This window comes from Streptomyces sp. TLI_146, from assembly GCF_002846415.1.
In the GTDB taxonomy this organism is placed as follows: domain Bacteria; phylum Actinomycetota; class Actinomycetes; order Streptomycetales; family Streptomycetaceae; genus Streptomyces.
This window is the reverse complement of the sequence record NZ_PJMX01000001.1, coordinates 2,451,711-2,473,757: the sequence shown is the minus strand read 5'-3', so window position 1 is coordinate 2,473,757 and position 22,047 is coordinate 2,451,711. Positions and strand designations below refer to the sequence as shown.

The 22,047-nt window shown below is 71.3% G+C and carries 22 protein-coding genes; 18 read left to right on the top strand and 4 right to left on the bottom strand.

Annotated elements, in window-relative coordinates:
- Positions 1–4: 4 nt before the first annotated feature.
- The 3 genes from BX283_RS11370 to prcA are packed head-to-tail and all read left to right on the top strand — an operon-like array spanning position 5 to position 1,860.
- Positions 5–256, top strand: a complete 252-nt coding sequence (locus BX283_RS11370; RefSeq protein WP_373979159.1) for an endonuclease domain-containing protein — start codon at positions 5–7, stop codon at positions 254–256.
- A complete protein-coding gene (prcB, locus tag BX283_RS11365) occupies positions 208–1,053 on the top strand; it encodes a proteasome subunit beta (protein WP_101387504.1) in 846 nt (281 codons plus the stop codon). Before BX283_RS11370 ends, prcB begins: the two co-directional genes overlap by 49 nt.
- 57 nt (positions 1,054–1,110) lie before the next feature.
- Positions 1,111–1,860, top strand: a complete 750-nt coding sequence (gene prcA / locus BX283_RS11360; protein ID WP_067156020.1) for a proteasome subunit alpha — start codon at positions 1,111–1,113, stop codon at positions 1,858–1,860.
- Positions 1,861–1,931: 71 nt separating this feature from the next.
- On the opposite strand, the gene BX283_RS11355 is transcribed toward prcA, so the two are convergent.
- Positions 1,932–3,005: a LacI family DNA-binding transcriptional regulator gene (locus BX283_RS11355; protein WP_101387503.1), complete on the bottom strand. Its 1,074-nt coding sequence runs from the start codon at positions 3,003–3,005 to the stop codon at positions 1,932–1,934.
- A 53-nt stretch (positions 3,006–3,058) separates the two neighbouring features.
- Here BX283_RS11355 and BX283_RS11350 point away from each other — a divergent pair, with 53 nt between their 5' ends.
- The 11 genes from BX283_RS11350 to BX283_RS11300 all read left to right on the top strand — a co-directional run bounded on the left by BX283_RS11350 (position 3,059) and on the right by BX283_RS11300 (position 14,247).
- Positions 3,059–4,303, top strand: a complete 1,245-nt coding sequence (locus BX283_RS11350; protein ID WP_101387502.1) for an MFS transporter — start codon at positions 3,059–3,061, stop codon at positions 4,301–4,303.
- Between the two features lie 24 nt (positions 4,304–4,327).
- Positions 4,328–5,689 carry a Pup--protein ligase gene (gene pafA, locus BX283_RS11345; protein WP_101387501.1) on the top strand — a complete coding sequence of 454 codons (1,362 nt, stop codon included), beginning with the start codon at positions 4,328–4,330 and terminating at the stop codon, positions 5,687–5,689.
- Between the two features lie 115 nt (positions 5,690–5,804).
- Positions 5,805–6,758 carry an FKBP-type peptidyl-prolyl cis-trans isomerase gene (locus BX283_RS11340; protein ID WP_101387500.1) on the top strand — a complete coding sequence of 318 codons (954 nt, stop codon included), beginning with the start codon at positions 5,805–5,807 and terminating at the stop codon, positions 6,756–6,758.
- Between the two features lie 57 nt (positions 6,759–6,815).
- The gene (locus BX283_RS11335) at positions 6,816–7,187 is read left to right on the top strand and encodes an FKBP-type peptidyl-prolyl cis-trans isomerase (RefSeq protein WP_101387499.1); all 372 of its coding nucleotides are present in this window, start codon (positions 6,816–6,818) and stop codon (positions 7,185–7,187) included.
- 137 nt (positions 7,188–7,324) lie between these two features.
- Positions 7,325–8,275 carry a YafY family protein gene (locus tag BX283_RS11330; RefSeq protein WP_101387498.1) on the top strand — a complete coding sequence of 317 codons (951 nt, stop codon included), beginning with the start codon at positions 7,325–7,327 and terminating at the stop codon, positions 8,273–8,275.
- 17 nt (positions 8,276–8,292) lie between these two features.
- A complete protein-coding gene (locus tag BX283_RS11325) occupies positions 8,293–9,279 on the top strand; it encodes a YafY family protein (protein ID WP_101387497.1) in 987 nt (328 codons plus the stop codon).
- Between the two features lie 6 nt (positions 9,280–9,285).
- Positions 9,286–9,558, top strand: coding sequence for a hypothetical protein (locus BX283_RS11320; RefSeq protein WP_067154877.1), 273 nt, complete (start codon positions 9,286–9,288; stop codon positions 9,556–9,558).
- A 9-nt stretch (positions 9,559–9,567) separates the two neighbouring features.
- On the top strand, positions 9,568–9,765 hold the full coding sequence (locus BX283_RS11315; RefSeq protein ID WP_101387496.1) for a hypothetical protein: 198 nt from the start codon (positions 9,568–9,570) through the stop codon (positions 9,763–9,765).
- Positions 9,766–9,975: 210 nt separating this feature from the next.
- Complete coding sequence (gene tatA, locus BX283_RS11310) at positions 9,976–10,257, top strand: Sec-independent protein translocase subunit TatA (protein WP_101387495.1); 282 nt, start codon at positions 9,976–9,978, stop codon at positions 10,255–10,257.
- 62 nt (positions 10,258–10,319) lie between these two features.
- Positions 10,320–11,276 carry a twin-arginine translocase subunit TatC gene (gene tatC, locus BX283_RS11305; RefSeq protein ID WP_101387494.1) on the top strand — a complete coding sequence of 319 codons (957 nt, stop codon included), beginning with the start codon at positions 10,320–10,322 and terminating at the stop codon, positions 11,274–11,276.
- A gap of 139 nt (positions 11,277–11,415) precedes the next feature.
- Positions 11,416–14,247 carry an RNA helicase gene (locus tag BX283_RS11300; protein WP_101387493.1) on the top strand — a complete coding sequence of 944 codons (2,832 nt, stop codon included), beginning with the start codon at positions 11,416–11,418 and terminating at the stop codon, positions 14,245–14,247.
- A 165-nt stretch (positions 14,248–14,412) separates the two neighbouring features.
- On the opposite strand, the gene BX283_RS11295 is transcribed toward BX283_RS11300, so the two are convergent.
- On the bottom strand, positions 14,413–15,255 hold the full coding sequence (locus BX283_RS11295) for a siderophore-interacting protein (RefSeq protein ID WP_180357130.1): 843 nt from the start codon (positions 15,253–15,255) through the stop codon (positions 14,413–14,415).
- A 123-nt stretch (positions 15,256–15,378) separates the two neighbouring features.
- A complete protein-coding gene (locus tag BX283_RS11290) occupies positions 15,379–16,287 on the bottom strand; it encodes a 5'-3' exonuclease (RefSeq protein ID WP_101387491.1) in 909 nt (302 codons plus the stop codon).
- A 288-nt stretch (positions 16,288–16,575) separates the two neighbouring features.
- Between BX283_RS11290 and BX283_RS11285 the strand changes: the two genes are divergently transcribed.
- From BX283_RS11285 to BX283_RS11270, 4 genes are all read left to right on the top strand, one after another.
- Positions 16,576–17,640: a glycine betaine/L-proline ABC transporter ATP-binding protein gene (locus BX283_RS11285; protein ID WP_257582552.1), complete on the top strand. Its 1,065-nt coding sequence runs from the start codon at positions 16,576–16,578 to the stop codon at positions 17,638–17,640.
- The gene (locus BX283_RS11280) at positions 17,633–19,429 is read left to right on the top strand and encodes an ABC transporter permease/substrate binding protein (protein ID WP_101387489.1); all 1,797 of its coding nucleotides are present in this window, start codon (positions 17,633–17,635) and stop codon (positions 19,427–19,429) included. The genes BX283_RS11285 and BX283_RS11280 overlap by 8 nt, the downstream gene beginning before the upstream one ends.
- 212 nt (positions 19,430–19,641) lie before the next feature.
- Positions 19,642–20,193, top strand: a complete 552-nt coding sequence (locus tag BX283_RS11275; protein ID WP_101387488.1) for a helix-turn-helix domain-containing protein — start codon at positions 19,642–19,644, stop codon at positions 20,191–20,193.
- Positions 20,193–20,930 (top strand): helical backbone metal receptor, encoded by a 738-nt coding sequence (locus tag BX283_RS11270; RefSeq protein ID WP_101387487.1) that lies wholly within the window; start codon positions 20,193–20,195, stop codon positions 20,928–20,930. Before BX283_RS11275 ends, BX283_RS11270 begins: the two co-directional genes overlap by 1 nt.
- On the opposite strand, the gene BX283_RS11265 is transcribed toward BX283_RS11270, so the two are convergent.
- Positions 20,899–21,996, bottom strand: coding sequence for a TDT family transporter (locus BX283_RS11265; RefSeq protein WP_101387486.1), 1,098 nt, complete (start codon positions 21,994–21,996; stop codon positions 20,899–20,901). The two genes, BX283_RS11270 and BX283_RS11265, sit on opposite strands and share 32 nt — an antisense overlap.
- Between the last annotated feature and the right edge of the window lie 51 nt (positions 21,997–22,047).

Below are 22,047 nucleotides of genomic sequence, written 5' to 3'. Positions count from 1 at the left end.
GTGTGTGAGGGAGCGACGGCTCCCCGCGGCGGGGCGGCGCCCGGTGTGCCCAACCCGCCCTTCCGCCCTCGCCGTTCATGTGGATCACCGCCACGAGACGGGTAAGGTCCGTGGCGTACGGTGCTTCAACTGCGATTCGGCCATCGGCAAGTTGGGAGACGATCCCGACACAGTTCGTCGGGCTGCCGCCTACCTGGAGGGAACCTCGTGGAAGCCAACACTCGTGGCACAGGGCGTCTACCAGCTGCCTTCCTGACGCCGGGCTCGTCCTCGTTCATGGACTTCCTGTCCGAGCACTCGCCCGAAATGCTGCCGGGCAAGCGGGTCCTGCCGCCCGTGCAGGGGCACGTGGAGGCGCCGCACGGCACGACCATCGTGGCGGCGACGTTCCCCGGCGGCGTGGTGCTCGCCGGTGACCGGCGGGCGACGATGGGCAACATGATCGCCCAGCGCGACATCGAGAAGGTCTTCCCGGCGGACGAGTACTCGGCGGTGGGCATCGCCGGTACCGCGGGCCTCGCCGTGGAGATGGTCAAGCTCTTCCAACTGGAGCTGGAGCACTTCGAGAAGGTCGAGGGCGCCACCCTCTCGCTGGAGGGCAAGGCCAACCGGCTCTCCACCATGATCCGCGGCAACCTCGGCATGGCCATGCAGGGCCTGGCCGTGGTCCCGCTCTTCGCGGGGTACGACGTGGACCGCGAGAAGGGCCGCATCTTCTCGTACGACGTCACCGGCGGCCGCTCCGAGGAGCACGGCTACGCGGCCACCGGCTCGGGTTCGATCTTCGCCCGCGGCTCGATGAAGAAGCTGTACCGCGAGGACCTGACCGAGCAGCAGACCACCACCCTGGTCGTCCAGGCGCTCTACGACGCGGCGGACGACGACTCGGCGACCGGCGGTCCCGATGTCGCCCGCCGCATCTATCCGATCGTCACCGTCATCAGCGACGAGGGCTTCCGGCGGCTGACCGAGGCGGAGTCCTCCGAGATCGCGCGCTCGATCCTGGAGCGGCGTCTGGAACAGCCCGACGGCCCGCGTGCCGCGCTGCTCTGAGGCCGGGGAGAGGCCGCAGAGATGACCCCGCCACTGACAGAAAGGGACGGATAGCCGGTGTCGACGCCGTTCTATGTCTCACCCCAGCAGGCCATGGCCGACCGCGCCGAGTACGCCCGCAAGGGCATCGCGCGCGGCCGCAGCCTGGTCGTGCTGCAGTACGCCGACGGCATCGTCTTCGTCGGCGAGAACCCGTCCCGTGCGCTGCACAAGTTCAGCGAGATCTACGACCGGATCGGCTTCGCGGCCGCCGGCAAGTACAACGAGTACGAGAACCTCCGCATCGGCGGAGTGCGCTACGCGGATCTGCGGGGATACACCTACGACCGTGACGATGTGACGGCCCGTGGCCTGGCGAACGTGTACGCGCAGACGCTGGGCACCATCTTCTCCAGCGTCGGCGAGAAGCCGTACGAGGTGGAGCTGGTGGTCGCCGAGGTCGGGGCGACGCCGGAGGAGGACCAGATCTACCGGCTGCCGCACGACGGCTCGATCGTGGACGAGCACGGCTCGGTCGCGGTCGGCGGCAACGCGGAGCAGATCAGCACCTTCCTCGACCAGCGCCACCAGGACGGCATGTCCCTGGCGGAGGCGCTGAAGCTGGCCGTGCAGGCCCTGTCGAACCAGACCAACGGCGCCGAGCGGGAGATCCCCGCGGAGCGGCTGGAGGTCGCGGTGCTCGACCGGACGCGGCCGCAGCAGCGCAAGTTCAAGCGGATCGTCGGCCGTCAGCTCTCCCGTCTCCTGCAGACGGAAGAGGCGAGCGCCGAGCCGACCGAGGTGCCGTCGGACAACGACGACGAGTAGAAGTCGCCGCAAAGGCCCGTGCCCCGCCGTTCCTCACGGCGGGGCACGGGCCTTTCCGTATCCGGACCGCGTCAGGCCGCGGGCGGGGCCGTGGAGCCGCGTACGACCAGGGCGACGGGCAGGTCGCCCGTCTCGGGCTCGCGGCCGTCCAGGACGGCGAGCAGGGCGGCCATCCCGCGCTCGCCCACCTGCTCGGCGGGCAGTTGGACGGTGGTGAGTTCGGGTTCGAGGGCGGTGGCGAGGGCGAGGTCGTCGAACCCGGCCACCGAGACGTCGTCGGGGATGCGCAGGCCGAGCCGCCGGGCGGCCTTGCAGGCTCCCGCCGCCAGGATGTCGTCGTCGCAGATGAGCGCGGTGGGCCGGGGGCCGGGGCGGGTGAGGGCGTGCTCGGCCGCCTGCCGGGCGGCGTCCACGGTGAGCGCCGAGGGCACGGTCAGGACCTCGGCGTCGGGCACCCGGCGCAGTGCCTCCTCCAGGGCGCGGCCGCGTACCTGGAAGGTCCAGGAGTCCACGGCCGAGGCGAGGTGGGCGAATCTGCGGTGGCCGAGGCCGAGCAGATGCTCCGTCACCTGCCGTATGCCGTCGGCGATGTCGAGGTTGACGCGGGCGGCGGGGCCGGCCCCGGCGGGGTCGCTGTCGAGCATGACGAGGGGCAGGTCGGTGCCCCGGATCCCGGCGAGGGCGTCGGCGGCCATGGAGGAGGCGATGACGCCGTCGAGGGCGGCGCTGGCCGAGTCGAAGGGGTCGCGGGCCGGGCCGACGCCCTCGGGGGAGGGGTAGAGCACGACGCCGAAGCCGTGCTCGGCGGCGACGCGGGCGGCGCCGGTGTAGACGCGGGCGAAGAACTCGTTGGTGAGGGCGGGGACGACGAGCAGCGCCGTGCGGGTACGGCCCAGGCGCAGGCTGCGGGCGGCGAGGTTGGGCCGGTAGCCGAGCTCGCGGGCGGCGTCGCGGACCAGGGCGGCGGTCCGCTCGGAGACGCGGCCGCGCCACTTGTCTCCGAGGACGAGCGAGACGGTGGCCTGGGAGACCCCGGCCGCGCGGGCGACGTCCCGGCTGGTCGGCTGGGTCTTCACGGGGTCCTCCGGCGGGGTGTGGGGGCTGGCTGTCCCTGCTCCGGGAGTGGACCCGGGGGTTGTCGACATGGTACGTATGACGTCGAACGTTATACGTAAAACTGATGCGACCGAGGGGCGACATGGCGGCGGGATATCTGGAGATCCTCCGGACGCGGCACGCCGCGCGACTGCTGGCGGGCACGCTGACCGGGCGGCTGCCCAACGCCACCGCGGCCATCGCGGTGGTCCTGTTCGTCCGCGCGGAGGGCGGCAGCTACTCGCTGGCGGGCGCGCTCACCGCGGTGTACGGCCTGGCCACCGCGGCCGGTCAGCCGCTGCTCGGCCGGGCCGTCGACCTGTACGGGCAGCCCCGGGTGATGCTCCCGGCGTCGGTGGCCAGCGCGCTGGGAATGGCGGTCCTCGCGTATACCGGCATCGAGCCGGTCGCGGTGGCGTACGCGGCCATGGTCGTCGCCGGGTTCTGCACACCGCCGCTGGAGGGCGGGCTGCGGGCGCTGTGGCCCAGTGTCCTGACCCGCCAGGACCAGGTGCACACCGCGTACGCGATGGACGCGATAGCCCAGGAGGTGATGTTCACGGTCGGCCCGCTCCTGGTCACCCTCGGCATCGCCCTGTGGTCGCCCGCCACCGCCCTGGTCGTGATCAACGTGCTCGGGGTGCTCGGCGCGCTCTCGGTGGTCCTCTCGGCGCCCTCGCGCGCCTGGCGCTCCGCCCCGCGCGAGGCGCACTGGCTGGGCGCACTGCGCTCCACGGGCCTGCTCGCGCTCCTCGGTGCGTTCTTCTTCGTCGGCCTCGCGCTGGGCGCGATCATTGTGGCCGCGTCGGCCTACGCCGACGACCACGGGCGGGACGCGATCTACGGCTGGCTGATGGCCGCCAACGGCCTCGGGGCGCTCCTCGGCGGTCTGGTGTACGGGGCGCGCCAGTGGGCCGGAACTCCCGAGAAACGGCTGATTTCGCTCGTCGCGCTGCTCGCGGTCGGCTATCTGCCGCTGATGCTCGTGCCCGGTGTCGTCCCCATGGCGGGACTGGCCGTGGTCTCCGGGCTCTTCCTCGCGCCGTGCATCGCCTGCGCGTTCATCGTGGTCGACCGGCACGCCCCGCGCGGCACCGTGACCGAGGCGTTCTCCTGGCTGGTGACCGCGTTCGGGGTCGGCACCGCGCTCGGCACGGCCGTCGCCGGGCCCGCCGTCGAACTCGGCGGCAGCGCGGCGAGCTTCGCCGTCGCGGGCGGCGGCGGGGCGGCCGCGCTCGTGGTGCTGCTCGCCACCCGAGGGGTCCTCGCAGCTCCCGGGCGTACGGAAAGTGTCATGGGAGTTGACCAAAATGATCCAACCCGTGCTGCCGAACCCGGTTTCAGCTGAGGGCATCGGGCGTAATGTTCAGTCATGGACCGCCGCATTTTCGGGCTGGAGAACGAGTACGGCGTCACGTGCACGTTCAGGGGACAGCGCCGACTGTCACCTGACGAAGTGGCGCGCTACCTCTTCCGCCGTGTTGTGTCATGGGGCCGCAGCAGCAACGTCTTCCTGCGGAACGGCGCCCGCCTCTACCTCGACGTGGGTTCGCATCCGGAATACGCAACTCCCGAATGCGACAACGTGACCGAACTCGTCACCCACGACAAGGCGGGCGAGCGCATTCTCGAGGGTCTGCTCGTCGACGCCGAGCGCCGCCTGCACGAGGAGGGAATCGCGGGCGACGTCTATCTCTTCAAGAACAACACCGATTCCGCGGGAAACTCCTACGGGTGCCACGAGAACTATCTCGTCGCCCGGCACGGCGAGTTCTCCCGCCTCGCGGACATCCTCATCCCGTTCCTGGTCACCCGTCAGCTCCTGTGCGGGGCGGGCAAGGTCCTCCAGACCCCGCGCGGCGCGGTCTACTGCGTCAGCCAGCGCGCCGAGCACATCTGGGAGGGCGTCAGCTCCGCGACGACCCGCTCGCGCCCGATCATCAACACCAGGGACGAGCCGCACGCGGACGCCGAGCGCTACCGGCGCCTGCATGTGATCGTGGGCGACTCCAACATGTCCGAGACGACCATGCTGCTCAAGGTCGGCGCCACCGACCTGGTGCTGCGCATGATCGAGGCGGGCACGGTGATGCGCGACCTGACCCTGGAGAACCCGATCCGGGCCATCCGCGAGGTCTCGCACGACATCACGGGCCAGCGCAAGGTGCGCCTGGCCAGCGGGCGCGAGGCCTCCGCCCTGGAGGTCCAGCGCGAGTACTACGAGAAGGCCGTCGACTTCGTGGAGCGCCGGGGCATCCGCACCGGCACCGTCGACCAGGTCCTGGAGCTGTGGGGCCGCACGCTCGACGCGATCGAGGCCGAGGACCTGGACCGGATCGGCACCGAGATCGACTGGGTCATGAAGTACCAGCTGATCGAGCGGTACCGGGCGAAGAACAACATGACCATGTCGCACCCGCGGGTCGCCCAGATAGACCTGGCGTACCACGACATCCACCGCCAGCGGGGGCTGTACTACCTGCTGGAGCGCAAGGGCCAGGCGGCCCGGATCTGCAACGACCTGAAGATCTTCGAGGGCAAGTCGGTGCCCCCGCAGACCACTCGGGCGCGGCTGCGCGGCGACTTCATCCGCCGCGCGCAGGAGCAGCGGCGGGACTTCACCGTCGACTGGGTGCACCTCAAGCTCAACGACCAGGCGCAGCGCACCGTGCTGTGCAAGGACCCGTTCCGTTCCGTGGACGACCGGGTGGAGAAACTGATCGCCGGTATGTGACCGGACGACGAGACCGGCGACCTGAACACGGGCCCCGTACGTTCCTCGTACGGGGCCCGTAGTACGCCTTAGAGTGGCGGGCAAACTACTGTGCCGTCTGAGATCTGAGGAACACGTGCGCCGACTTGCCGGCCTGCTCGCCGTCCCGCTGCTGCTGGTTGCCACAGCCGCCTGCGGAAGCGACGACAAGGGCTCCGACTCCACCTCCGACTCCGCCTCGATGAAGAACGGCCTGCCCGCCATCACCGCGGGCGCCAAGTTCGGGGAGAAGCCGACCCTCGCCAAGGGCGAGGGCAATCCGCCCAAGGCCCTCAAGGTGAACGTCATCAGCGAGGGCAAGGGCGAGGCGCTCAAGAAGAACGACGCCGTGTCCGTGAACTACCTCGGCCAGGCCTGGGACTCGGACAAGCCGTTCGACAACAGCTTCGACCGCAAGGAGCCGTTCACGCTGACCCTCGGCGCCGGCCAGGTCATCAAGGGCTGGGACCAGGGCCTGGAGGGCCAGAAGGTCGGCAGCCGCGTCGAGCTGGGCATCCCGCCGGAGCTGGGTTACGGGGCGCAGGGCCAGGGCGACAGCATCAAGCCCAACGCCACGCTGGTCTTCGTCGTGGACATCGTGAAGGCGACCACCATCCCGGCCTCCGCCAAGGGCAAGGAGGTCGCGCAGGACGACAAGGACCTGCCGAAGGTGGGCACCAACACCGACGGCAAGGCGCCGACGCTGACGATCCCCAAGACCGACGCCCCCAAGAAGCTCGTCTCCGACTACGTCCTCGAGGGCGACGGCGACGTGGTGAAGGACACCGACAGCGTGGTCCTGGCGTACGAGGGCTTCCTGTGGAAGGACAGCAAGAAGTTCGACAGCACCTACGACCAGGGCAAGACGCAGACCTTCGCGCTGCCGAACCTGACCCTCAAGGGCCTCAAGGCCGGTCTGATCGGCAAGAAGGTCGGCAGCCGCATCCTGGTCGTCATCCCGCCGGACCAGGGCCTGGGCGACAAGGAGCAGTCGGGCATCCCGGCCAACTCGACCATGGTCTTCTCGATCGACATCCTGGCCAAGATGTGACGGTGGAGATGTAAGACTGTCCGGGTTGCCCTGCACGTATTCAAGAGGAGCAGTTCAGTGAGCATCGACAAGCCCGAGATCGACTTCCCCGGTGGCGAGCCGCCGGCGGACCTTGAGATCAAGGAGATCTGGGAGGGCGACGGCGCCGTCGCCCAGGCCGGCGACTACGTCAAGGTCCACTACGTGGGCGTGGCCTTCTCCACCGGCGAGGAGTTCGACGCGTCGTGGAACCGCGGCAACCCGCTGGAGTTCCAGCTCGGTGCCGGTCAGGTCATCCAGGGCTGGGACAAGGGCATCCAGGGCATGAAGGTCGGCGGCCGCCGCCAGCTGGTCATCCCCGCGCACCTCGCCTACGGCGACCGCGGCGCCGGTGGCCGGATCGCGCCGGGTGAGACGCTTATCTTCGTCTGCGACCTGGTCGCTGTCTGATCACACCCGATCACACCGAGGGCCCGTGCCGTCCGGCACGGGCCCTCGGCTTTTGCCGCGCGACCCGGGGACGGTACGGTCAACGGTCGGGAGCAGCGGAGCCGCTCCCCCATGACGAGGAGAGGCGAAGGGCGTCGATGGCGATTGCCAAGGCCGAGCGGCTGATGAACCTGGCGCTGTGTCTGCTGGGGACGCGCCGTCCGCTCAGCAAGCGCGAGCTGCGGGGTTCCATCGAGGCCTATCTGGAGGCGGGATCCGACGACGCCTTCAACCGGATGTTCGAGCGCGACAAGGACGATCTGCGCGAACTCGGCCTGGTCATCGAGACGGTGGAGAACCTGGACGGCGAGACGGGCTATCTGGCCCGCCGCGACTCCAACCGGCTGCCGCCGGTCCAGCTGGACGCCGAGGAGGCCGCGGCCCTCGGGCTCGCCGCCCGGGTCTGGCAGCAGGCCCGGCTCGCGGGCGCGGCCAGCGGCGCACTGCAGAAGCTGCGCGCCGCCGGAATGCCGGAAGCCGACAACCCGTACGAGCACAGCGCGATCGAGCCACGCATCCCGGTGCACGAGGCCGCTTTCGAGCCATTGATGCTGGCGTGCCGCGACCGCCGCCCGGTCGTCTTCGAGTACCGCAAGGCCACCGCCGCCCGCCCCGGCACCCGCCATGTCGAGCCGTGGACCCTGGAGTGCTGGCGCGGCCACTGGTACCTCGCGGGCTGGGACCGCGACCGGGGCGCCGAGCGGGTCTTCCGGCTCTCCCGGATCACCGGCAAGGTGCGCTCGCGGGCCGGGGCCTTCACCGCGCCGGTGCCCGACGTGGTCACCGTGCGCGAGACCGTGGAGAGCTGGGCGGGGGAGACCGCCACCCGCTCCGCGCGGATCAGGCTGCGCGCCGGGTCCGGCTATCCGCTGCGCTCGCGCGCCACCTCGACGCGGGAACTCGGCGACGGGTGGGACGAGTTGGAGATTCCGTACGGGCACGGGCTCGACGCCTGGCTCGTGGAGTTCGGCCCCGACGTGGTCGTGCTGGAGCCCGCGGACCTGCGGGCCGACGTGGTGGACCGGCTGCGCGCCGTGGCCAAGGGCTGAGGGGACCGGACGACCATATGGCTGCCAACGCCATCGACCAGACGCGGCGGATGCTCTCCCTCGTCACCTATCTGCGCGAGCGGCCCGGGGCGCACGTCGCCGACGTCGCCCGCGCCTTCGGGATCACCGAGGACGAGCTGATCTCGGACCTCGACGTGCTGCCCATGTGCGGGACCAGCTTCCGCGGCGGCGACCTGCTCGACATCGACACCGACGGCGACCGCATCTGGTGGCGCAATCCGAACGCGCTGGGCGCCGAGGCGGCCGAGCCGCTGCGGATCGCCGCCGACGAGGCGACCGCGCTCCTTGTCGCGGCCCGCGCGGTGGCGACGCTGCCGGGCCTGCGCGAGGGCGACCGCCAGGCGCTGCTGCGCGCCACCGCCAAGCTGGAGGCGGCGGCCGGGGAGGCGGCCGGGGCCAGCTCCCGGCTCTCGGTGACCTTCGAGTCGGAGGGCGGGGTCTTCGCGGACGTCGACCGGGCGATCTCGGAGCGGCGGCGGCTGTGGGTGCGCTACTACTCGCCCGCGCGCGACGAGCTCACCGAGCGCGAGGTCGACCCGATCCGGCTCTTCGCCGTCGGCCACACCTATATGGAGGCGTGGTGCCGGCTCTCGGAGGCGCGGCGCACCTTCCGCCTCGACCGGGTGGCCGAAATCCGGCTGCTCGACGAGCCGGCCGCGCCGCCGGAGCTGGAGCTGCGGGACCTGTCCGAGGGCCTGGTGCAGCCCGCCGCCGAGGACCCGGAAGTGATCGTCGAGGTGGGGCCCGGCGGGCGCTGGGTCGCCGAGTACTACCCGCATGACAGCGCCGAGGAGCTGGCGGACGGCGGTCTGCGGATCACCCTGCGCACCCCGGAGCCCGCCTCGCTGCGCCGCCTCGCGCTGCGTCTCGGCCGTGACGGCCGGATCGTGGCCCCCGACGAACTGGCCGAAAGTGCCCGCGGCGCGGCCCTGGCGGCGCTGGCGGCGTACGAAGAGCAGAGCGCGCACGACGGACAGAGCTGAGGAGATATGCGGAACATGTCGGTGATGCCCGGTATTTCCCGTCAGGTGGCCGCGGTCCAGTCGGTGCTCTTCAAGGCCGCCTGCCCCGACTGCCGCGCCCGCTTCGAACTGGCCGCGGGGGCGCTGCGCCTCGCCATCGGCGCCAGCCGCCGTACCACCTTCTACTCCTTCACCTGCCCCGAGTGCGGCTCCGCCGTGCGCAAGCCGGCCGGTGAGCGCATCGTCGAACTCCTCACCGGCGGAGGGGTCCGCACCCTCCGCCTCCACTCCAGCGTCTAGGGTCCGCTCATGTTCTGGCCGATGACCGCCATCGCCCTCGGGTTCCTCGGAATCGCCGTCCTCGGTGTCCTCGCGATCAAGGTGTTCGTCGAGGCCCAGCGGCTCGGCCGCCAAGTGGCCGACACCACAAGGAAGATCAACAACGCCGCCGAGGAGCTCGAACGGGCCGCCGTCGAACTCTCGGCCACCGGTGAGACCTTGCGGTGACGGCGGGGACTCCTGTGTGTCCGTCCCTTTAGGTACGCTTCAATGCGCGGACCACGAAGCGAGGCGGTGGGCCGTGCCGGGGAGTACGCACGGGGATTGCCCGGTGTTCACCCCTGCGCGTTACGATCGCTGCACGCAACCGGTCGGACACCAGTCCGGCCGGGACCACGCAGCCCCACCCACGTCGCCTCGGTGAGAAGGTAAAAGCTTATGTTCGGAAGGCTCGGCGCCCCCGAGATCATTCTCATCCTCGTCGTCATCGTCCTGCTGTTCGGCGCGAAGAAGCTTCCGGACATGGCGCGCTCGCTCGGCAAGTCCGCGCGCATCCTCAAGAGCGAGGCGAAGGCGATGAAGGCCGAGGGCCAGCAGACCGCCCCCGCCGACCCGCCGCACCCGGGCGAGCAGCCGCCGGCGCAGCGCACCATCCAGTCGGCCCCCGGCGACGTCAGCAGCTCGCGTCCCGTCACCGAGCCGACCGACTCCACCCGCTGACACCTGGGCCGAAGCAGGCGCTGATCACCAAGGCGCCCTGCCGCACGAGATGAGGACGTGGGTTGCTGAAGTCTGCCCGCAATCAGCAGAAGGACCCGGAGGGGCGGATGCCCCTCTCGGACCATCTCCGTGAGCTGCGCAACCGGCTCGCGAAGTCGGTCCTCGCGATCCTTGTCTGCGCCGTGGTGGCGGCGTTCTACTACAAGGACATCGTCGACCTGATCATCAAGCCGATCAAGGAGTCGGTCGGCTGCAAGGAAGCCTTCGACACGCTGGCCCAGAAGGACGGCAACGACCACTGCGGCCAAGTCACGATGTCCGGCCTCATGTCGCCGTTCACCTTGATGATCAAGACGTCCCTGGTGGCGGGGGTCGTGGGGGCCAGCCCCGTCTGGCTCTACCAGCTCTGGGCGTTCGTGGCCCCGGGCCTGCACAAGAACGAGAAGAAGTACTCGCTGGGCTTCGTCGCGGCGGGCTTCCCGCTCTTCGTCGCCGGCGGCTGGTTCTCGTACCATGTGCTGCCCGCCGCGGCGAAGGTCCTCCTGGAGTTCACCCCCGAGGGCGCGCTCAACCTGCTCCCGCTGAGCGAGCTCATCGACCTCGTGCTGCGGATGATCGTCGTCTTCGGTCTCTCCTTCGAGCTTCCGCTCTTCCTGATCATGCTCAACTTCGGCGGAGTGGTCACCGGTCGCCGGATGCTCGGCTGGTGGCGCGGCATGATCATGGGCGTCACGGTCTTCGCGGCCTTCGCGACGCCGACCGTCGACCCGGTGTCGATGCTGTCGCTCGCGGCCCCGATCGTGCTGCTCTACTTCATCGCCGTCAGCATCGCCATGCTCAACGACAAGCGCCGCCGCCAGCGCGAGGAAGCCAAGCCCGCCGACGACGAGGCCTCCGACCTGGACCTCACGCCCGCGGACATCGGCGAGATCGAGCCGGTCACCACGCCGTCCCTGCCCGAGCAGGCCGACGGCGGCCGCTCCGGCAGCCGGGTCAACGGCTACGACGACGTCACCTGATCGCACGCCGCGAAGCGGCCGGGGCGCGCACGGCGCGCACCCGGCCGCTTCTGCGTACCCCGCCGCACTCCGTCCCCGGCCCCCGTCCCGATAAAGATCGCGACCTCTGTCAGAGGCGGCGGGTAGGCTCGAAGACAAGATGACAGAGGACCTCTCACCAGCCGAAGCGTACGCAGCTGCCCGGCTCCGCGCCGCCGAGCAGGCCACCGCGCTCGCACCCTTCCGCGACCTGTACGACTTCGCTCTGGACCCCTTCCAGATCGAGGCGTGCCAGGCACTCGAAGCCGGCAAGGGTGTGCTCGTGGCCGCCCCGACCGGCTCCGGCAAGACGATCGTCGGCGAGTTCGCCGTGCACCTGGCCCTCCAGCAGGGCCGCAAGTGCTTCTACACCACGCCGATCAAGGCGCTCTCCAACCAGAAGTACGCCGACCTGGTCAGACGCTACGGCGCGGACAAGGTCGGCCTGCTCACCGGGGACAACAGCGTCAACTCCGAGGCGCCGGTGGTCGTGATGACCACCGAGGTGCTCCGCAACATGCTCTACGCGGGCTCCCAGTCGCTCCTCGGCCTCGGTTACGTGGTCATGGACGAGGTGCACTACCTCTCCGACCGCTTCCGGGGCGCCGTCTGGGAAGAGGTGATCATCCACCTGCCCGAGTCGGTGACGCTGGTGTCACTGTCGGCGACCGTCTCCAACGCGGAGGAGTTCGGCGACTGGCTGGACACCGTGCGCGGCGACACCGAAGTGATCGTCTCCGAGGACCGCCCGGTCCCGCTCTGGCAGCACGTGCTGGCCGGACGGCGGATGTACGACCTCTTCGAGGAGTCCACCGACCACGGCGGCCGCGGCGGCGCCCGCCGCGAGGTCAATCCGGACCTGCTGCGCATGGCCCGGATGGAGAACCAGAAGACGTACAACCCGCGCGAGCGCAGGCGCGGCAAGATGGTCCGCGAGGCCGACCGCGAGCGCGAGCGCCGCCAGCGCTCCCGGATCTGGACGCCGGGCCGCCCCGAGGTCATCGAACGGCTCGACGCCGAGGGCCTGTTGCCCGCCATCACGTTCATCTTCAGCCGGGCCGCCTGCGAGGCCGCCGTCCAGCAGTGCATGTACGCGGGGCTGCGCCTCAACGACGAGGACGCGCGCCAGAAGGTGCGCGAGATCGTCGAGGAGCGCACCGCCTCCATCCCCGGCGAGGACCTGCACGTCCTGGGGTACTACGAGTGGCTGGAGGGCCTGGAGCGGGGCATCGCGGCCCACCACGCGGGCATGCTGCCGACCTTCAAGGAGGTCGTGGAGGAGCTGTTCGTCCGCGGCCTGGTGAAGGCGGTCTTCGCCACCGAGACGCTCGCCCTGGGCATCAACATGCCCGCCAGGACGGTGATCCTGGAGAAGCTGGTGAAGTGGAACGGCGAACAGCACGCCGACATCACCCCCGGTGAGTACACCCAGCTGACCGGCCGCGCCGGGCGCCGCGGCATCGACGTCGAGGGCCACGCCGTGGTGCTCTGGCAGCGCGGCATGGACCCGGGCGCGCTGGCGGGCCTGGCGGGCACGCGTACGTATCCGCTGCGCTCCAGCTTCAAGCCCTCGTACAACATGGCCGTGAACCTGGTCGAGCAGTTCGGCCGGCACCGCTCGCGCGAGCTGCTTGAGACGTCCTTCGCGCAGTTCCAGGCGGACAAGTCCGTCGTGGGCATCTCCCGCCAGGTGCAGCGCAACGAGGAGGGCCTGGAGGGCTACCAGGAGGGCATGAGCTGCCACTTGGGGGACTTCGAGGAGTACGCGCGACTGCGCCGCGACCTCAAGGACCGCGAGACGGAGCTCGCCAAGCAGGGCGCCAGCCAGCGGCGGGCCGCCGCGGCCGCGTCCCTGGAGAAGCTCAAGCCGGGCGACGTGATCCACGTGCCGACCGGGAAGTTCGCCGGACTCGCCCTCGTGCTCGACCCGGGCATCCCGGCCGGGCGCTCCAACGGCCACCGCGGCTTCGACCAGCACGACGGTCCGCGCCCGCTGGTGCTCACCGCCGAGCGGCAGGTCAAGCGGCTCGCCTCGATCGACTTCCCGGTGCCGGTGGAGGCGATCGAGCGGATGAGGATCCCCAAGTCCTTCAACGCGCGCTCGCCGCAGTCCCGTCGCGACCTCGCCTCGGCGCTGCGCACCAAGGCGGGCCACATCGTGCCCGAGCGGCACCGCAGGGGCCGCGCCGAGGCCGCCGACGACCGTGAGATCGCCCGGCTCCGCGCCGAGCTGCGCGCCCACCCGTGCCACGGCTGCGACGAGCGCGAGGACCACGCGCGCTGGGCCGAGCGGTACTACCGGCTCAAGCGGGACACCCAGCAGCTGGAGCGCCGTATCGAGGGGCGGACCAACACGATCGCCCGCACCTTCGACCGGATTGTGGCGCTCCTGACCGAGCTGGACTATCTGCGCGACGACGAGGTCACCGAGCACGGCCGCCGCCTGGCCCGGCTCTACGGCGAGCTGGACCTGCTGGCCAGCGAGTGCCTGCGCGCGGGCGTCTGGGAGGGCCTGAGCCCGGCCGAACTGGCCGCGTGCGTCTCGGCGCTGGTGTACGAGGCGCGCCAGGCCGATGACGCGGTCGCGCCCAAGCTGCCCTCGGGCGCGGCCAAGGCGGCGCTCGGCGAGATGGTCCGCATCTGGGGCCGGCTCGACGCGCTGGAGGAGGACCACAAGATCAACCAGGCGGAGGGCGTCGGCCAGCGCGAGCCCGACCTCGGCTTCGCCTGGGCGGCCTTCCAGTGGGCCTCGGGCCAGGGCCTCGACGAGGTGCTGCGCGAGGCGGAGATGCCCGCGGGCGACTTCGTCCGCTGGTGCAAGCAGGTCATCGACGTACTCGGCCAGATCGCGGCGGCGCCCGGCTCCGCCGGGGGGAGCACGGTTGCCAAGAACGCCCGCAAGGCGGTCGACGCGCTGCTGAGGGGCGTGGTGGCGTACAGCTCGGTCGGCTGACGGGCCCTCGGGGGTCTTCGTCTGCGGACCGTGCTGGGTTGCTCGCGCAGTTCCCCGCGCCCCTAACTACCCAGGGGCGCGGGGAACTGCGCGACCAGCCACCCAGGGTCCGCAGACAAAAAAAAGGGGGGAGCCGGGGAGGGGGCCGGCGAGGCCCCCTCGGCTTTACGCCGCCGCCTCCTGCTCCCGCTCCACCTGCTCGTTCCACTCGCGCTTGACCGCGCGCCAGGCCTCGTCGCTCTGGCCGAGACGCCAGTAGCCGGAGATGGAGAGGCGGTCGCGGGGGATCTCCCGGTCCAGGCGCAGATGGCGGCGGAGCTCCTTGACGAAGGCCGCCTCGCCGTGGACGAAGGCGTGGACGTCGCCCTCGGGGAAGGCCAGCTCCCGCACCGCAGTGATCAGCGCGTCGCCCACCGGGGCGTCGCCGCGGTGCAGCCAGGTCACCGCGACCCCGTCGGGAGCGAGGATCTTCTGCTCCTCCTCCGGGCCGGGGACCTCCACGAACGCGTGGACCACCGCGCCCTCGGGCAGCTGCTCCAGGGCGGCCGCGATCGCCGGGAGGGCGCTCTCGTCGCCCACCAGGAGGTGCCAGTCGGCGGCCGGGTCCGGGGCGTAGCCGCCGCCGGGGCCGGAGAGCCGGATGACGTCGCCGACCTGGGCGCGGGCGGCCCACGGCCCGGCCAGGCCCTCGTCGCCGTGGACCACGAAGTCGATGGTCAGCTCGTCCCGCTCGGCGTCCCAGGCCCGGACCGTGTACGTCCGGTTGCTCGGCCACTGGTCGCGCGGGAACTCGGTGCGGACGCGCTCCAGGTCGAAGGGCTCGGGGTAGGTCACCCCGGGGGCCGGGAAGAGGAGCTTCACATAGTGGTCGGTGTACTCGCCGACGGCGAAGCCGCTCGCCGCCGCGCCCCCCAGGACCAGCCGGACCATGTGCGGGGTGATCCACTCCGTACGCACCACGCGCGTCTCATGGGCCCGCGGCCCCTTGCGGGCCGGTCGTTCTGCCACAGCGTTTCTCCCCTGATGTGTGCCGGACCGACTGCCCGGCGCGCTGAACCGTCTGCTCTTCTTAGGTTTACCTAAGTTAGCATCCCGGCCCTGCTGGATCACCCCTTTACCGGGCCCGAGACGCTAGCGCCCCAGCGTCGCGAGCAGGCGGGTCAGTGAGCTTCCGAGCCCCCAGCGCCGCGCCAGTTCGTCCACCGTCTCCGGGTGCAGCGCCTCGGCCGGGAGCGCCGGGTCGAACGCGGGCAGCGGCACGTCGAGCGCCACCCGGACCACCTTCGGAGCCACGTCGAGATACGCGGCGGCCTCGACGATGCCCCGGCGCTTGGCAGGGGTGAGGCGGGAGGTGCGGTCCCCGGCCGCCGTGCGCACCCCGGCCAGATCGCCGTACTCGGTGATCAGCTGCGCGGCCGTCTTCTCGCCGATGCCCTTCACGCCCGGCAGGCCGTCGCTGGCGTCGCCGCGCAGGGCCGCGAAGTCCGCGTACTGATCGGCCCGGACCCCGTACTTCGTACGGATCAGGTCCTCGTCGATCGCGTCGCAGTCGCCGACGCCCTTGCGCGGGTAGAGGACCCGCACACCGCGCTTGTCGTCGACCAGCTGGAACAGGTCGCGGTCGCCCGTGACGATGTCCACCGGGCCCAGGGCCGCGGCGGCCAGGGTGCCGATCACGTCGTCCGCCTCGTACCCCGCGACTCCGACCCGGGCGATGCCCAGCGCGTCCAGGACCGCCTCGATCACCGGGACCTGCGGGGCCAGCGTGTCCGGGACCTCCTCCTCGTCCGGGACGCCGTCGGCCGTCTCGACCGCCACCCGGTGCGCCTTGTACGACGGGATCAGCTCGACGCGCCAGTGCGGGCGCCAGTCGGCGTCCATGCAGGCGACCAGGTCGTCCGGGTGGTGGTCCTGGACCAGGCGGGTGATGAAGTCCAGCAGGCCGCGCACGGCGTTGACCGGGGTGCCGTCCGGGGCCCGGACCGTGTCGGGGACCCCGAAATAGGCCCGGAAGTACAGGGAAGCGGTGTCGAGGAGCATCAGGCGTCGCGTCACACCCCGATGATGCCGCACCCCACTGACAGTCACCGCGCGGCGGCGGCCGCCGCCCCCGCCGAACGCCGCCCGGTCACTGTGCGTGGCAGTGAACTGGATCACCTTCGCGTTTGCTCCGCGTGAAGGCGGGCAGGCGCGGCGCCGGAGCGGACCCTCGTATCGGTTTCAACGACTACGGCACCGCATACGCAGGGCGACGGACCGAATCCGCGCCGCTCCACGGCCCGCCCGCGGGGGATGCGGGCCGTTCTCAGTGCTATCCGTGAGGTTTATGTGTCCACGCTGCAAGCCGAGCAGCTCTACAAGGTGTTCGGCAGACGACCCGACGACGCGGTGCGCAAGCTCGAGGGCGGCGCCGACCGCGACGAGCTGCGGGCCGACGGGACGACCGCGGCGGTGATCGACGCGTCGTTCACGGTCGAGCCCGGCGAGATCTTCGTCGTCATGGGTCTGTCCGGGTCCGGAAAGTCCACGCTGCTGCGGATGCTCAACGGGCTCCTCGAACCCACCTCCGGACGGGTGCTCTACGACGGCCAGGACCTGACCGGCCTGAGCCCGCGCGAGCTGCGCGCCGTCCGCTCCACCAAGATCAGCATGGTGTTCCAGCACTTCGCGCTCTTCCCGCACCGCAGTGTCCTGGAGAACGCCGCGTACGGCCTGGAGGTCCAGGGCGTGCCGCGCGCCGAGCGCGAGAAGCGCGCCGCCGAGGCCCTGGAGCTCACCGGGCTCGCGGGCTGGGGCGACTCCTGGCCGGACGAGCTCTCCGGCGGCATGCAGCAGCGCGTGGGCCTGGCCCGCGCCCTCGCCACCGACGCCGACCTGCTCCTCATGGACGAGTCGTTCAGCGCGCTCGACCCGCTGATCCGGCGCGACATGCAGGACCAGCTCCTCGAACTCCAGAAGCGCCTGAAGAAGACCATCGTGTTCATCACCCACGACCTCAACGAGGCCATGCGGCTCGGCGACAACATCGCCGTGATGCGCGACGGGCGGATCGTCCAGCTCGGCAGCGCCGAGGACATCCTCCTGACGCCCGCCAACGACTACGTGGCCTCGTTCATCCAGGACGTCGACCGCTCCCGGGTGCTCACCGCCCTGTCGGTGATGACCGAGCCGCACCGCCCCGACGCCGGGCAGTGCGACTGCGAGACCGTGAGCGCCGACACCAGCGTCGCGGACCTGTGCGCCGTCGCCGCGCGCGTGCCGCACCCCGTGGCCGTCAAGGACACCGACGGCTCGCTGCTCGGCGTCGTACCGCAGGAGCGGCTGATCGCCTTCCTCGGGGACGACCAGCGCGGGCCGGTCGCCTGCTCGATGCAGGAGGTGGCCCGTGCCTAGGCTCCCTCTCGGCGAGTGGGTGGACAGCGCCGTCACCTTCCTCCAGAACCACCTCTCCTGGCTGTTCGACGCCATCACCAAGGTCGTCAACGGCATGTACGACGGCATCGACGCCGTCCTGTCCGCGCCCCACCCGCTGCTCTTCGCGGGCATCCTCGCCGTCGTCGCCTGGTGGCTGCGCGGCCTGGTCGCCGGGGTGCTCGCCTTCGGCGGGTTCGCGCTGATCGACTCGATCGAGCTGTGGGACGAGGCCATGTCGACGCTGTCGCTGGTCCTCGTGGCGACCGTCGTCACGCTGGTCCTCGCGGTGCCGCTGGGCATCTGGTCGTCCCGGTCCAAGACCGTGAGCGCGATCAGCCGCCCCATCCTGGACTTCATGCAGACCATGCCCGCCATGGTCTATCTGATCCCCGGCATCATCTTCTTCGGCGTCGGCGTGGTCCCCGGCATCATCGCCACCATCGTCTTCTCGCTGCCCCCGGGCGTGCGGATGACGGAGCTCGGCATCCGCCAGGTCGACCCCGAACTGGTCGAGGCGGCCGAGGCGTTCGGCACCACCCCGCGCAACACGCTGCTGCGGGTCCAGCTCCCGCTGGCGCTGCCCACCATCATGGCGGGCGTCAACCAGGTCATCATGCTGGGCCTGTCCATGGTCGTCATCGCGGGCATGGTCGGCGGCGGCGGCCTCGGCGGCGCCGTCTACCGGGCCATCGGCAACGTCGACATCGGCCTGGGCTTCGAGGCGGGCGTCTCCATCGTCATCCTCGCCATGTACCTCGACCGGATGACCGGCGCCCTCGGCCGCCAGGTCTCGCCGGTCGGCCGCCGGGCGCTCGCCAAGGCCCGCACCTCCGGCGCCAAGATCTGGAACCACCGCCCGCAGCCCGCCGTCGCGGTCGTCGGCGTGGTCGTCCTCGCGCTGGTGGCCGGCGGCATGGGCATGTTCGGCTCCTCGTCCACGGCCACCGCCTCCGGCGCCGAGAACGTCGGCAAGGGCAAGAAGGTCTCCCTGGGCTACATCCCCTGGGACGAGGGCATCGCCTCCACCTTCCTCTGGAAGGAACTCCTTGAGCGGCGCGGCTACAAGGTCGACACCAAGCAGTACGAGGCGGGCGCGCTCTACACCGGTATGGCCGGCGGCCAGATCGACTTCGAGACGGACTCCTGGCTCCCGGTCACCCACGCCACCTACTGGCAGAAGTACCACGACAAGCTGGAGGACCTCGGCTCCTGGTACGGCCCCACCTCGCTGGAGCTGAGCGTGCCCTCGTACATGAAGGGCATCGACTCGCTGGAGGACCTCAAGGGCAAGTCCGGCCAGTTCAAGGGCAGGATCATCGGCATCGAGCCGAGCGCCGGAATGATGGGCCTGCTCAAGGACAAGGTCCTGAAGGAGTACGGCCTGGACGGCGAGTACAAGGTCGTCGACGGCTCCACGCCGTCCATGCTCGCCGAGCTCAAGCGCGCGTACGCCAAGAAGGAGCCGATCGCGGTCACGCTCTGGTCGCCGCACTGGGCGTACAGCACGTACGACCTGAAGAAGCTCAAGGACCCCAAGGGCACCTGGGGCAAGGGCGACGGGGTGCACACCCTGGCCCGCAAGGGCTTCTCCGGCGACAACCCGAAGGTGGGCGACTGGCTGAAGAACTTCAAGATGAGCGAGCAGCAGCTCACCGGTCTCGAAGCGAAGATCCAGTCGACCGGCAAGGGCAAGGAGCAGGAGGCGGTCCGCGCCTGGCTGGACGACAACCCGGGCCTCGCGGACAAGTGGACGCCCGTCGGCGGCTAGCCGCGTAGGCACAACGGGCGAATGATTTCAGCCGCCCGCACACGGATGGGGCCCCGCCGGACACCGGCGGGGCCCCATCCGTGCAGGTATGCCCAGCGCGGCGTGCGGGCACTCTTCTTCCACGCGATGCTGCCCCGGGGCCCCGAAGCTGCGTAGGGTGCAGGCAGTGCGGCGGCCGCAGTGGTCCAGGTGACGGGGAGGGAGCCGGAGAGATGGACGACAAGGAAACTCTTCGGGTGGGAGTGGCGGTGCGGCGGCTCCGCCGCGAGCTGGGGCTGACGCTCGCCGCGGTCGCGCAGCGCAGCGGCCTCTCGGTGCCCTTCCTGAGCCAGATCGAGAACGAGCGGGCCCGCCCCAGCCCCCGCTCCCTCGCGCGCGTGGCCGACGCCCTGGGCACCACCGTCCCCGAGCTGTACGACGCCGCCGACACCGCGCGTACGGTCGAGGTCGCCCGCGCCGACGACAGCGACGGCGGCGGGGTGCGCCAGCTGCTGCGCGGCCACCACCAGCTGCACGCCATGGAGTTCACCGGCGAGCACGACACCGCGCGCGAGTTCCAGCACCGCAACGACGAGTTGATGTACGTGGCCGACGGCGCCGCCGAGGTCGAGGCGGAGGGCCGGGCCTACCGCCTGGAACGCGGCGACACGCTGTGCCTGTCCGGTGGGGTGCGCCACCGCTGGCGCGCGGCCGTGCCCGGCACCCGGATCCTGCTCGTGGCGGTCGCCGACCACATCGAGGCGATCGAGGAGACCCGCCACTGATGGTGTCGCCCACCGGTCCACGGGTGGTCTCGCTGGTGCCCTCGCTCACCGAGGCGGTGGCGGCCACGGCCCCCGGCCTCCTCGTCGGCGCCACCGACTGGTGCACCCACCCGCCGGACCTCGCGGCGGCCCGGATCGGCGGCACCAAGAACCCCGACACGGCCGCGATCGCGGCGCTGCGCCCCGATCTGGTGATCGCCAACGAGGAGGAGAACCGGGAGCCGGACTTGGCCGCCCTGCGCGCGGCGGGTCTGGAGGTCCTGGTCACCGAGGTCCGCGACCTGGACCAGGCGTTCGCGGAGCTGTCCCGGGTCCTGGTGGACGCCTGCGGGCTGGCCCGGCCCCGCTGGCTCGACGAGGCGCGCGAGGCCTGGGACGACGTGGCGGCGCCGGCCGAGCCGGTCGCCGCCGTGGTGCCGGTGTGGCGCCGCCCCTGGATGGTGCTCGGCCGCGACACCTTCGCGGGCGACCTGCTGGCCCGGCTCGGGGTGCGCAATGTGTACGCGGAGCACGCCGAGCGCTATCCGCGCGTCCCCCTGGACGAGTTGAGGGCCGCCGGGGCGGACCTGGTGGTCCTCCCCGACGAGCCCTACCGCTTCACCGCCGACGACGGCCCGGAGGCCTTCCCGCACCTCCCGGCCGCGCTGGTCGACGGCCGCATGCTCACCTGGTACGGGCCGTCGCTCGCGGCGGCCCCCGCCGCACTCAGCGGGGCGCTGCGAGCAGCCTGCCGCTGACCAGGCCGCGTACGGTGTGGGCGCCCGCCACCAGCCAGGCGGCGGCGAGCAGCGCGTACAGGCCGCAGGCGAGCCAGGTGAAGGCGTCCAGGCCGGTGTGGTGGGCCAGGCCCTCGGCGCCGGTGACACAGGTGCCGACGGGGAAGGTGAACGCCCACCAGGTCATCGCGAAGGGCATCCCGGAACGGGCCGCGCGCACCACCATGGCGGTGGCCAGCGCCAGCCACATCAGGGCGAAGCCCATCACGGGGACGCCGTAGACGACGGCGAAGGCGCTCAGACCGCCCGCGTAGGTGGTGTCGATCGCGCCGGGGGCCACGTCGGCGAGCTTGTTGACGGCGGTGGTGGACTGGCCGAGGGGGCCGAGCACCAGGAACAGGGCGGGGGTCAGGACCAGCGGCAGGGGGCCCAGGTGGACGAGCCGGGCGAAGACCAGGGGCAGCAGCACCAGGACGGCGAGCAGGCTCATGCCGAACATCGCGTACGAGGCGAGCAGCATCGCCTCACGGGGCTGGCCGGCGGGCAGGTGGGGGACCAGGAGCGCGCCGAGGGTGGCGGAGACCATGGGGGCCACCACGGGCAGCAGCCAGACCGGGGAGGCGGTGCCGGGGGCGACCTGGTGGCGCACCACCATCAGATACGGGATGCCCACGGCGACGACGAGGCCGGTCGCGGTGCCCACGCCGTACAGCACCCAGGCCAGCGGGACCGCCGCGCCCTCGCCGATGACGTCCTTGCCGACGGTGAGGGTGCCGATGCCGACGGCCAGGAACGCCATCGACATACAGCCGTAGAAGGGGGCCACGCCGGGGTCCATGAGGTGGGCGCGGGCCTGGTCGCGGTGGTGGCGCCAGTGGGCGGCGCGGGCGGCGACGAGGACGGTGAGCATGGTCAGCGACAGGACCCACACCGCGCTCAGCCCCGGCACGCGGAACGGCAGCCCGGCGCCCGCGTTGGCGACGATCGCGGTGCCCATGACCGCGGCGTACCAGTTGGGACCGAGATGCCGCAGGGGTGCGAAGGGCGCGGCGAGCGCCTGGGGGCGGGGGTGGGTGACGGTGACCATGTATCCACCTTCGCGCCGGTACGAGGGGGTCACCAGACCGGATCTTCCTAT